Consider the following 12,291-nt stretch of genomic DNA (forward strand, 5'->3'; position numbering starts at 1 on the left):
CAGAGCTCCAGTTAGCGGAAGGGGCGAACGGGCAGCATGCGACGCAGCACGTTATCGCGGAAAACAAAGTGATGAAGCAGGGCGGCCAGGGCATGAAACGCGACCAGAACGATCAGCGTCCGGGCGATGGTGTTATGCCATTCCCTCAATGAATGTTTAAACAGGGGATCGACATGAACCCGCCCGCTCAGCCCGAAGAGGCCGAAAAAGTGAAACGGCTCCTGCTGTGCCCAGCGGAACAGAAAGCCCAATACAACCTGCGTGAACAGCAACAGACAGCGCGCGCCGTGCACGCAATGAGACAGAATGGATGCCGGACGGGATATCGACGCCGCAGGCAGGGCATAACGCGGCGAGCATTGACTCATCACCCGCCAGACCGGACGAACCACCATCACCAGCGCCAGCAAAATACCGCAGGAAATGTGCACTGACTGTAAGCCTTTCCTGAGCGGCGTGCCGCGCTCCAGCCATTGCCAGATGTGGGCGCTGGCGGCGGTGATCCAGTGCAGCGCCAGAGTCAGCCGGTTATCGTGCTGTCGGGGTTTTACGGGTTGAGCATGAATCATGACGTGGGTTCTCTCGTTCAGATTTCTGCTGAGTAAACGTGCGTCCTGCGATTTCTATTCACTCTTTTTTTTGCAACCCATTGGCAGGGTCCGCCTTGCTCAAAAGCGTGGACAGAATGCGGCGAAGTCGATTGACGAAACCCTGTTGGTGTTTTAATGATGTAAGCCTGTTTACAGGCGGCAGTGAAAAGCGAATCCGACTCTTGAGGCGCGCGTAACGATGACGATACCGGTATGTATTCCCGACGATTATCAACTGGCTACGGCAGGACTGGACTGTCTGAAACGCCATCCGGCCTTTCACTGTACCGCCGTTGGGGATATCCATTGCGATCCCGCCGCCGCTGAAGCGCTGGCAAGTGCTCAGGCCCTGATCCTGATTCGCGAGCGCACCACCATTGACGAGGCGTTTTTACAGCGCACGCCCCAACTGAAGCTGATCAGCCAGACCGGCAAGCTCGCCCGCAATATCGATCTTGCAGCCTGTTCCCGGGCTGGCGTGGCGGTGGTGGAAGGCGTGGGTTCGCCCGTTGCACCGGCAGAGCTGACATGGCTGTTAATCATGGCGGCCCGAAGGAAGTTCGTACAGGCCGTTAACGCTATGCGTGCCGGACACTGGCAGGCAGAACTGGGGCAGGGTGTACACAAACAGACGTTAGGGATTCTGGGCTACGGCAAAATCGGCAAGCGTATTGCGGCTTACGCCCGCGCGTTTGGCATGCAGGTGCAGATTTGGGGCAGCGATCGCGCCCGACAGGAAGCGCAGCAAGAAGGCTTAATCGTGCCAGCCAGCCGTGAGGCGTTTTTTGCGACCAGCGATGTGATCACTGTTCATCAGCGGCTGGTGGCCGCCACCGAGGGCAACATCACGCTGAGCGACCTGGTGCAGATGAAGCCCGATGCGTTGTTTGTGAACACCAGCCGGGCAGAGCTGGTGGCAGAGGGCGCCCTGCTGAGCGCGCTCCGGCAGGGCCGTCCGGGATTTGCCGCGCTGGATGTCTTTGAGGCAGAGCCCCTTTACGATCCGGCGCATCCAGTGTTATCGATGCCCAACGTACTTTGCACGCCCCACATCGGCTATGTTGAAAAGGACAGTTACATGCTTTATTTCAGCACCGCGTTTGACAATGTGGTGCGTTTTTTCCAGGGTGACACAAGCCACGTGATCAACCCTGAGGCGCTGGATTAAACGCAATTTGCTGCGCTAAACCGTTACGTGGACGCAGTGTCAATACGTACGGGTGTTCAGGGAAAAGATAACACGTTTAAGAAAGCTAAACAGAAAGCCGAAAAGTGATAAAGCCATCCGCTGATCCGTTTAACTATCGCCAGGTTTGTCATCGAGTCCACTCGTATTCACGGCTCACATACCCGAGCGCAGAGGGTAGGAAATGGTTTAATGGCCTGAAGCTGAAGCGTCGCGTTTACTGAGCCAGCCGTTATCTGCCTGCTCCGCTTTAAATACCCCAGGTGACGTCACTCACCCTCGCGAATAAGGCATAAAAAAATGAAGATGGAAAATATCCCTTTTGGCACAACCGACTGGTCACAGATCGAGGAAGAACGCCATAAAGGTGAATGCGGCTTCGCGCTCTGGCGTGTGGCAAAGTTTGGCGCTATCCGGGTGAGAATGGTTGAGTACTCTCCGGGTTATGTCGCCGATCACTGGTGTTTAAAAGGTCACATTCTTCTGTGCCTGAAAGGCGAAATGACCACGGAACTGGAGGATGGACGAGTGTTTGTCCTGACGCCTGGCGTGAGCTATCAGGTGGCGGACAATGCCGAAGCGCATCGCTCGACGACAATGCAGGGCGTAACGCTGTTTATCGTTGATTGAAGGGAGATAGGGTGATTTTCTTGTTGTACGCCAGTAAAGGGGGAAGCGCGTTTTTTAAACGTGAGATCGGTTGTTGAAATAATGCGCCAGAACCCGGCATGGAGCACGACAGGTGATGGCCTGCGTCATTAAATAAGGCCTGTTCATGTGCTGAGTCAGACAAACAATATAAACAGGTCTGAAATATCGTGATGATTTCATCAGACGAAAATGAAAAGGACTATCATGTTCTACCTGTCAGAAATAAATAAAGATGACGCTGCGTTAGCCTGCCTGGTAAGTGAACTTGATGCGTTTCAACGCGCGCTTTATCCTGCAGAAAGTCATCATTGCCTGGACCTTTCCACCGTCAGTAATAAGAAACTGCGCTGCGTCATTGCGCGTGATGCTAATGGGCTGCCCGCTGGTTGTGGCACTTTACTTCTTCAGGATGGCAACGTAGGCGAAATTAAACGGGTTTACATTCGTCCAGAATATCGGGGACGCCAACTCGGCGAGCAAATTCTGGCCTCACTTGAAAAATTCGCGTCAGAGAACAGCTGTTATCAGCTACGCCTTGAAACCGGCATTCATCAACAGCCCGCTATAGCGCTGTATCGTCGCTGCGGCTACAGGCTTTGTGAGGCTTTCCCTCCCTATATCAGCGATCCTTTAAGCGTGTATATGTGCAAGGACCTGTAGAAGTACGGCTTACACTTCATACCTCCGCTTTTATAACGCGCGGTGACATCTTGAGCGTTTGTCGAGGGAGCTGCGTTGCAACTGAGGGTAAATAATTCAGGAAAGACGGTGCAGTAACCGGTTTGTAACCCCGTCATGTTTGCCTGTAAAGGCGGTCGTTTCCCTCTGCCAGGGTAACGTCTGCTGCTCTGGCACTGTTTCTAATACAAGGTTCGCGAGGAAGGTGTCGCTTGTCTGACGCATGAATGTTTGCGCGGTGGCAGAAGCGGACGTTTCTGACCTGCTTATGTTGTTGTTTGGGGCGCGCAGTCTGCTCACCCTGTCCCGGTTGCCTTGCTCACCCTCGCTCTGCGTCTATGCTTTTTCATTTAAGCTTTACAGGTAAAGTAAAATGCTTCCTTCTTCCGATCCTCAGATGTTGCTGCTGCTCTACTTTGTTTTGCCTGTCTGGCTTATTGCTGGGTTTGCGGACTGGCTTTGTCACAGAGCCACTGATATCGAAACCACCACCGGTCTGAAAGAAACCTATATTCATATTCTGATGTTTCTGGAGATGGGCCTGCCCTTACTCGCGGCCCTCTTTTTAGAGGTAAACGCGTTAGTCATTGCGTTTATGATAGTGCTGTTTTTCTGCCATGAGGCGACAGCGCTGTGGGATGTGACTTATGCTGTGACCGCAAGGCGGGTCTCACCGGTTGAGCAGCATGTGCACAGTTTTTTGGAAATGCTACCTTTAGTGGCGCTTCTGCTGGTGGTTTCCCGTCACTGGCCGCAGTTTTTGGCACTGTTTGGTTTCGGTGAAGAATCTGCACGATTTGAACTTAAACTCAGAACAGACCCGTTGCCAGGCCACTATATCGTGGCTGTGCTTACAGGAATAGTGATGCTTGAATTGCTGCCTTACCTTGAAGAGTACTGGCGCGGCAAAAAAGCAAAACAGCGCACACGAAACATCTGACCTGCCATCTGATACATCAGTCGTCCTGATGCCCTAAGCGGCGTCCGCTCAGACGCTTAAAGCCGTCGTTTGTTTAATCCTGCCTTGTCGGTATCCGGGGTGCCGATAAGCGTGGCGCAACCGTTATGACGCTGACGTGTTTCGTTGCGCTTCAGGGGGAATTTCACTGGGGTTCGTGTGGGGTGCAGACAGGAGTGGGAAGTCACAGTGTAAGGAAGATGAGCAGCAATGCGCGCACTTTGTGTTTGAAAAATGCCCGGCCAGCACGGGAGTCAAGGTGCTCATACCGCTATTGATGACGATGCCGCACGGAGTCTTGATGTAGTCAAATCTGGAAGCGTAATGCGCCCACAGAGAGGGATTCACATGCTGGTGCTGTACAGCGGGGGCAGGCACCCGGCGCAAGCAGAGACAATGCCGTGTCATCGTCAGCCACGGCAGGCTTCGGTGTACCCGACTGTCAGCGAATGCTGCCGGTCCGGAAATGGCGACTAACGCAAATGATAAGAATAGTCCGCCCGGTGAGCCGGTAATGTCTGTTTATTCAGTCCGGTCCAGGGCGTCTTCTGACCGTGAAGAAACACACTACAGGATCGGACAGGCCGGAGGCAGGAAAGGGCAGGGGAAGTCAGGTGCGGGGGCTGTCTGGCAGACATTATGCCTGTAAAAAAAAGCCCGTCGGCATAAACGCGACGGGCCAGCCCGAAGGCGATAAGTATCTTTCTGACAACAACCACATCACATCAGAGTTAACTCGCACTTCATGACAGGCATATTTCAGCCCGCGTCAGGTTTCGGCTTCTCCGTTGTTTCTTTTGCGGCCTGACGGGAAAGACAGTGAATAAAGTTTCCCAGTATGGCGACTGAACTGACGATACCCAGCAGATCTGCCGTGAGCAGCAAATCAGTACGCGCCAGGCGATCAATAAGACCGGACTGTGCCAGAAAGGGCTCAATGTCCTTAACCATTCGCAGCAGATGATGGAGATTGTTGGCAAAGGTATCCGGGCTGCTGTAGTCACCACTTTTCAGTTGCGTAAAAAGTACATCAACATCTGCTTTTAGTCTCAGGACGAGAGTCATGTACTCGATGTCATCCTTTTCAGACACGGAATGCCTCCACCATGCCGCGCAGGGCGTGCGCCTGCTCAGAGAGGGAGCGGGATGCCGACGATGACTCCTCGACCAGCGCCGCGTTGTTCTGCGTCACGCCGTCCATCTGGCTCACGGCCACGCTGACCTGCGAAATCCCCTGCATCTGCTCCGACGAGGCCAGCGCAATCGTGTCCATGGATTCGGCCAGTTCACCGACCATGCCCACGATTTTCAGGATGCTCTGCCCGGTGCCAGTGGCAACCTCCACGCCGCTTTCCACCTGGCTCACGGCCTGTTCAATCAGGGCCTTGATGTCCTTCGCTGCCGTGGCGCTGCGCTGCGCCAGCGTACGGACCTCACCGGCCACCACGGCGAAGCCGCGACCTTCCTCACCGGCGCGCGCCGCTTCAACGGCGGCGTTCAGCGCCAGGATATTGGTCTGGAACGCGATGCTCTCAATCACCGACGTAATATCCCGGACCTTCAGCGCACTTGCCTGAATGTTATGCATCGTCTCCGTCATGTCAGTGACCTTTGCCTTGTCGGCGTCGACCGTCCGCGCGGTCTCGCGGGCAGACTCCGCAGTCTGCTGCGCACCGGCAGTATTGCTCTTCACCGTGGCGGTCAGCTGCTCCATGCTGGCGGCGGTTTCCTGCAGCGCGGCGGCCTGTTCTTCGGTGCGGGAAGAGAGTTCGGTGTTCCCCTGAGCGATTTCGTCGGCGGCCAGGGCCACGGAGGCGGCGGCATCCTTGATCTGCGACACCAGGCCGCGCAGGTTGGCCTGCATGCTGTCCAGCGAGGCCAGCAGGCTGGTTGTGTCGTTGCGGCGAAGGGCGACGGGGGTGGTCAGGTCACCTGCGGCGATGCTGGCAGCCAGCGTCTGCGCCTGAGCGGGCTCACCGCCGAGCTGACGCATCAGTACCCGGATAATCACCAGGCAGGCGCCTGTCCCCACGAGCACAGAGGCTGTAGCGAACACTATCAGCATAAGAGAAGAGCGTGCGGCTGAGGCGCTGCTTTCTTTTACGGCGCTCTGGCTGTTGTGTTGCTGTATATCCGTCATGTCGCTGAGAGCACTGAGCAGCTTGTTTTGTACAGGCCGGACATTATTGATAAGGAAGGCGGCTGTCTCTCTGTCGTGGTTAGCGACCGCCATCTGGGCGGCCTCATCAAGAATTTTAAACGTGGGTGGGCTCGTGTCAGAAATACGCTTCATCGCCTCCCGGCCAGCCGGCGTAGAATCGGACTGCATTATGTCGCTCAGCGCCTGCTGGTTGGCCATAAACAGATCCTTTTGCTTTTGCAGGCGAGCCAGCTCAGGTTTCATTGCGTCAGGCGTGCTGAGGAGGGCGATATTTCTGACCGCCACGCCCATGTCCCGCACACTGGTGAACATCGCCTGGGCAAGCTGGTATTTCTTCATCTTTATGTTGACGGTGTCCTCCATACGATCGCGCGCGGTATAGAGCGCATGAACGCCAATTCCTGAGCAAAAAATAAACAGAAGGATGAGCAGGCCGAAGCCTGCAGCAAGGCGGGTTGATATTTTCATCGGTTTTTCTCGTTATGTAGAGTAGCGCTGGTGTGTGTCAGTCTTTTCAAAACGTAAAGTAAAATCGTGAACATTTTATATTTATTTGATCATTAGTGCTTCTTTTGTGCCAAAAAACATAAGAAAGATCTGAAATTTTGAGAGGCTGATCCCTTTCTGACCGGTAATCTGGCTTTTTGCGCTGACAGTTACAGTGGTGCTACGCTGTCGATGAGGCCGTGCAACCATGAAGTGACGAGTCAATCATCCCGCACGTCTGACAACAAAAGCCCACCGGCATGAACAACGGCGGGCCAGGCAAAGACGATGTACTTTTTTCTGGCAACGATCATGCCACGCAGCGCCGTGAACTCGTCCTGGGTGGCAGAGGGCTTTCAGACTGAGTCACCGTCACCCGGGTCTTTTGGCGACTGTCTGGCGTGACGAGCCAGACAGTCCATAAAGTTCCCGATTATCTCCACGGCGTGAGTGATGGCCAGCAGGTCCGCCATCAGCATGACATCCGTATGCAGCAGCATCTCCGTGACGCCGGGCTTGCTGAGGATGGGTTTCATCTCTTTTACTTTGTCTATCAGGTACCCCCAGTTGTTAACAAAGGTGTCCGGACTGGCGTAATGACCGCTTCTGAGCTGCGTTAATATGACGTCAACATCAGCCTTCATCGCCCTGATGGCAGCCACACAGGTCTGTTCATCCTGCGGCGAGGGGGAAGATAAATCATGGTCAGACACGGAATGCCTCCACCATGCCGCGCAGGGCATGTGCCTGCTCAGAGAGGGAGCGGGATGCCGACGATGACTCCTCGACCAGCGCCGCGTTGTTCTGCGTCACGCCGTCCATCTGGCTCACCGCCACGCTGACCTGCGAAATCCCCTGCATCTGTTCCGACGAGGCCAGCGCAATCGTGTCCATGGATTCAGCCAGTTCACCGACCATACCCACGATTTTCAGGATGCTCTGCCCGGTGCCAGTGGCAACCTCCACGCCGCTTTCCACCTGACTCACGGCCTGTTCAATCAGGGCCTTGATGTCCTTCGCTGCCGTGGCGCTGCGCTGCGCCAGCGTACGGACCTCACCGGCCACCACGGCGAAGCCGCGACCTTCCTCCCCGGCGCGCGCCGCTTCAACGGCGGCGTTCAGCGCCAGGATATTGGTCTGGAACGCAATGCTCTCAATCACCGATGTAATATCCCGGACCTTCAGCGCACTTGCCTGAATGTTATGCATCGTCTCCGTCATGTCAGTGACCTTTGCCTTGTCGGCGTCGACCGTGCGCGCCGTCTCGCGGGCGGACTCCGCAGTCTGCTGCGCGCCGGCAGTGTTGCTCTTCACCGTGGCGGTCAACTGCTCCATGCTGGCGGCGGTTTCCTGCAGCGCGGCGGCCTGTTCTTCGGTGCGGGAAGAGAGTTCGGTGTTCCCCTGAGCAATTTCGTCGGCGGCCAGGGCCACGGAGGCGGCGGCATCTTTGATCTGCGATACCAGTCCGCGCAGGTTGGCCTGCATGCTGTCCAGCGAGGCCAGCAGGCTGGTTGTGTCGTTGCGGCGAAGGGCGACGGGGGTGGTCAGGTCACCTGCGGCGATGCTGGCAGCCAGCGTCTGCGCCTGTGCGGGCTCACCGCCGAGCTGGCGCATCAGCAGCCGGGTAATGAAAACACCGGTGCCTGCCGCAACAAGCACGGATGCGACAGCGAGCAACATCAGGATGAGTGAGGCATGTGCGATGGCGGCACTGTTTTGTTCTCCGGATGTGACGCTGACCTTCTTCTGTATTTTTACCAGGTCAGTAAGGGCGCTGAGCATCCTGTCCTGAACCGGATTGACCTCTTTTGCAAGATAGGTAATAAAGGCCTTGTCCTGATTGGCGAGTCCGAGCTGTCTGGCATTTTCAAAAACGGTAAAAAAAGCGTTCTGAGCGTCGGTCAGTCTTTTCAGCGCTTCCTGACCCGCTGGCGTTGAGTCTGCTTCCATGATCTGATGCATTTCTGCAAGGCTGGTCAGAAAGTCGGCTTTACTCTTCTGCATGAGTACATCAGCAGGTTTCATGTCTTCAGGAGTGCTGAGCAGGCCGAGTGTCCTCACCGAGATGGCCATGTCTTTCAGTTCACTGAGCATGAGGGTGGCAAGCTGGCTTTTTTTCATTTTGTAACGAACAACATCATCCAGGCTTTCACGCGCTTTAATCAGGGCATGAAGCGCAGTGCCAGTACATATGGCAGACAGGAGGATAAGAAGGCCGAAACCGGCAGCAAGGCGGGTGGAAATTTTCATGCGCTCTCTCTGTTAAGTTGTTATTTTGCTGTGTTTTTAGTTACTAACCACAATTTACTATCGGCACACCGCTCCGCTTGCTCCACACTTGTTTTGTTAAATTAATATTTCACTTTCCACCCGCAGCCCTCTGACACAGGACTGAGCGAGCGTCGCTGGGCGGCGTGCTGTAACGGATCACGCCTTCGCCTGACGCTGTGCTCTTTAACCCTTCTGCGTTCGTTTTCCGGGGACTGAACCCTCTCTGTACGTTAATGCCTGTGCCACATTTGGCGCGTCGAAAATGTTGGCGCACTGTAGGCTGAGCGCTGTCCTGCTCCCCCGCCAGCGTCTGACTGGCCGTCTGGCCGGACACCGGAAGGTTAAGTGTGCGTCCGAAGCAGGCGGCAGCCTGACTGGAGTTCATGGACAGACGAGAGGAGGGCGCAGTGCATAAATCCGGCAGAAGCGGCTGGCAATGCTATCAGCAGGCGCGTCGCCTGATTAACATCTTTACTGACGCTCAGCAGACCGCAAACTTTCGCCACCTATGTCAGCGCAAAACGCGGCAGTGTGGGGTAGTCACCGTTATGAGGGAGTGATGATGCGTATTCGCGGAGCATTGATCCGTGTGATTGGCTGATGCAAACGCGATCGTTTATGAATTTGACCCGGAAGGTGGGTTTACAGAGTAAAAGGCGGTTTAAAACGACGCAACCCAGGCCGCTTTACGTCCGATAGTCGAGTTTCATTATCATTAAACCTGCTCTGCTAACGGGCGCAGAGCAGGTGATCAATCATCATACAGACAATGATCTTATTGTAGTGATCAGCAAAATAAGAGGCGACAATAGCATCCTGATTTCAGGCGTTAAACTTTATCAGAAAACGTGCCTGATGATAGTTAAAACACCTGCAAACAGAGCACATATTCCGGTCAGGATGACAAACCAGTTAATGAATCCACCGCGAAGATGACGCAATGCCGGGATTCGGTAAAATGCATATTGAGGCAGAAAGAAAACAATGAATACGCTGACGGGGACCATAAAATACTTGATGATGTTAATAACATCCAGATTAGCTATGGTGGGTATGATGGTAATAAAAAAGACGACCACGACAGATACAAGGCGCATTCCCGTTCCGTTTGAAAAGGCGTCGTTGCATCCGAAATTATTAAGCGCCATTCCAGTCAGGCTTTCACGCGTGGCAATAAACGTACCCAGGAAGGCTTTCATCGCCGCAAAAAATATGATTATCTGAGAACAGATGGCAAGCCAGGGAGCGTCAAACTTTCTTGCCAGTATTGACAGCGATGTCAGATTCTCAAGGCGCGCTTCCTTAATGTCTGACGGCGTTAAGGAAAAGATACACCCGAGCGAGAAAAAGACGACTGTTGATATGATGACTATCAGTGAAAGAACGAGGATCTGATTTATTTTTTCGAAAGCCTGTTCACCGTGGGTCTGTTTATAATGAGCAACCAGGCTGGAAACGATGGGCGTGAAGCTGAAAGCAAAAATTAATACCGGAAGGTTATTGAAGAGGGATTTTGCAATCTCCGGTATTGACGTTGTATTCGCCTCCGCGGTAAGGAAAGAAGTATTCCAGTGTGGAACTGACATAATGCCAAAAAAAATCAAAGACAGGATGAATGGGAAAACGATTACCCCGACAACTTTTAATATCGTCTCTGTTTTTCCTAAAGAAATAAGCGACATCAGAAAGATTATTCCGAAAACGGTAGCGCCTCTGTTTAAGGGAGGAAACCCCATCTGCGTTTTGAAAAAATCCAAAAATGTATTGCTCATTGTTATGGCATAAACGGCCAAGGATGGGACCATAATGAGAAAGTACGCCACGGTAAGAAATTTTACCGCTTTCCCTCCCAGTAATTCGTTGGTTGTGTCGATAAGATTGCTTTTTGACGTTCTCGTCACCGTTCCTGCCGAGATATACAGTGAAAGCACGCGGTACGTAAAATAAGTAACCGGAAATGCCAGAGCAATAAGTATCATCATTGACCATAAGCCGGCGCTGCCCAGACTCACAGGCCAGAAAAGCGATCCGCTTCCGACGGCACATCCATAAATAGCTAAAATCCACATTATATCTGTTTTAACGGTGTTCCCGGTTATTTTTGGCGTAAGGGTACTGGAAGACATGGTAATCTCCATTTCAAGAGGGGATGTTATGTTTATTTAAATTATTTTATTCAATGCGGAATCAAGATCGTTAATAAGTAACTGACAGTCTTCCAGGCCTACAGACAGCCTGATAATAGAGGCGGTGCTGTCGTGATAACGCCGGGAAGACAGACTTTCAGGCGAGTAATAGGCAATCAGGCTTTTGGTGCCACCATAGCTGGCTCCAATTCTGAACCGGGTCAGGCTGTCAAAGAAGCGTTCGAGGCGACTTTCATCTTTTAACGTTAAAGAAAAAACAGTTCCATATCCATCAAAGTATTTCTTATAGAGACGATTGTCTTCGGAAGATGCCAGTCCGGGATGAAACACAGCGGCCACGGCAGGATGCTTCTCAAGCCAGTGAGAAATAATCTCAGCCGAAGTGGACTGTTTCTCCTGGCGTAATGAATACGTTTCAAGCCCTCTTATCGCCAGGAAACAGTCGTCGGGGCTGACATACATGCCCATAATATCCTGCAACTTTCTGAGACGGGCATGGTGTTCATTATCAACAGTGCTGATACTGCCCAGCAGAATGTCAGAATGGCCATTCATCATTTTCGACACCGCCTCGACGACATAGTCCACGCCAAATCTGAATGGTCTGGACAGCAGCGGACCTCCCCACGAATTATCGACAACCGTGAGAATATTATGTCGACGCGCTAGCATGGCAATTTGTTCAATATCCTGTATTTCCATTGTCAGTGAACAGGGTGACTCAATTAAGATCAGCCGGGTGTTGTCACATAGTGCATTCTGTATAAAAGCAGTATCTCGCGGTGGGCAAAATGTAACTTCAACGTTTAGCTGTGCTAAATAATCTGTTAGAAAGTCACGTAACGGCCCGTAGCAGGAATCAGGCGCAATAATATGGTCTCCGCCCTTCAATGTTGACATCAATACCAGCACCAGGGCGGCCTGGCCTGAAGGAAGTACAACGGTATTTCGGCTGCCTTCCAGGCTGGAAATTAATTTTTCCAGTTCGCGGTGGGTGGGTGAGCCCGTAATGCCGTAACTGAATCCATCCGGCTGCCTTTTCTTTCTTTCTTCGAAACTTTGAAAATCCTCGAAGACAATTGTTGAACCTCTGTAAACCGGCGTCGCCAGAGATTTAAATGAATGTTTATCATTGTTCTTTTTCACGGCTTTTCCCCTTGTGT

General features: G+C 53.0%; 11 protein-coding genes. 4 read left to right on the top strand and 7 right to left on the bottom strand.

The window, feature by feature from the left end:
• Positions 1-11: 11 nt before the first annotated feature.
• Complete coding sequence (locus tag C7434_RS04025) at positions 12-569, bottom strand: cytochrome b/b6 domain-containing protein (protein ID WP_133745161.1); 558 nt, start codon at positions 567-569, stop codon at positions 12-14.
• 220 nt (positions 570-789) lie between these two features.
• Here C7434_RS04025 and C7434_RS04030 point away from each other — a divergent pair, with 220 nt between their 5' ends.
• The 4 genes from C7434_RS04030 (at position 790) to C7434_RS04045 (ending at position 4,045) form a co-directional block, all read left to right on the top strand.
• Positions 790-1,758 carry a D-2-hydroxyacid dehydrogenase family protein gene (locus C7434_RS04030; RefSeq protein WP_033738399.1) on the top strand — a complete coding sequence of 323 codons (969 nt, stop codon included), beginning with the start codon at positions 790-792 and terminating at the stop codon, positions 1,756-1,758.
• Between the two features lie 318 nt (positions 1,759-2,076).
• A complete protein-coding gene (locus tag C7434_RS04035; RefSeq protein WP_133745162.1) occupies positions 2,077-2,406 on the top strand; it encodes a DHCW motif cupin fold protein in 330 nt (109 codons plus the stop codon).
• A gap of 225 nt (positions 2,407-2,631) precedes the next feature.
• Positions 2,632-3,087 (top strand): GNAT family N-acetyltransferase, encoded by a 456-nt coding sequence (locus C7434_RS04040; protein ID WP_033738395.1) that lies wholly within the window; start codon positions 2,632-2,634, stop codon positions 3,085-3,087.
• A gap of 391 nt (positions 3,088-3,478) precedes the next feature.
• Positions 3,479-4,045: a hypothetical protein gene (locus C7434_RS04045; RefSeq protein WP_033738394.1), complete on the top strand. Its 567-nt coding sequence runs from the start codon at positions 3,479-3,481 to the stop codon at positions 4,043-4,045.
• Between the two features lie 777 nt (positions 4,046-4,822).
• Here C7434_RS04045 and C7434_RS04050 read toward each other — a convergent pair.
• From C7434_RS04050 to C7434_RS04075, 6 genes are all read right to left on the bottom strand, one after another.
• Positions 4,823-5,128, bottom strand: a complete 306-nt coding sequence (locus C7434_RS04050; RefSeq protein WP_133745163.1) for a hypothetical protein — start codon at positions 5,126-5,128, stop codon at positions 4,823-4,825.
• A gap of 19 nt (positions 5,129-5,147) precedes the next feature.
• On the bottom strand, positions 5,148-6,692 hold the full coding sequence (locus C7434_RS04055) for a methyl-accepting chemotaxis protein (protein WP_133745164.1): 1,545 nt from the start codon (positions 6,690-6,692) through the stop codon (positions 5,148-5,150).
• A gap of 374 nt (positions 6,693-7,066) precedes the next feature.
• Positions 7,067-7,423 (bottom strand): hypothetical protein, encoded by a 357-nt coding sequence (locus tag C7434_RS04060; RefSeq protein WP_243835873.1) that lies wholly within the window; start codon positions 7,421-7,423, stop codon positions 7,067-7,069.
• On the bottom strand, positions 7,416-8,960 hold the full coding sequence (locus C7434_RS04065) for a methyl-accepting chemotaxis protein (RefSeq protein ID WP_133745165.1): 1,545 nt from the start codon (positions 8,958-8,960) through the stop codon (positions 7,416-7,418). Before C7434_RS04065 ends, C7434_RS04060 begins: the two co-directional genes overlap by 8 nt.
• 860 nt (positions 8,961-9,820) lie before the next feature.
• On the bottom strand, positions 9,821-11,107 hold the full coding sequence (locus C7434_RS04070; RefSeq protein ID WP_033737918.1) for an aromatic amino acid transport family protein: 1,287 nt from the start codon (positions 11,105-11,107) through the stop codon (positions 9,821-9,823).
• 36 nt (positions 11,108-11,143) lie between these two features.
• Positions 11,144-12,274, bottom strand: a complete 1,131-nt coding sequence (locus tag C7434_RS04075; protein ID WP_166649044.1) for a PLP-dependent aspartate aminotransferase family protein — start codon at positions 12,272-12,274, stop codon at positions 11,144-11,146.
• Between the last annotated feature and the right edge of the window lie 17 nt (positions 12,275-12,291).

Source organism: Pantoea sp. PNA 14-12 (genome assembly GCF_004364735.1).
Lineage (GTDB): Bacteria > Pseudomonadota > Gammaproteobacteria > Enterobacterales > Enterobacteriaceae > Pantoea > Pantoea stewartii.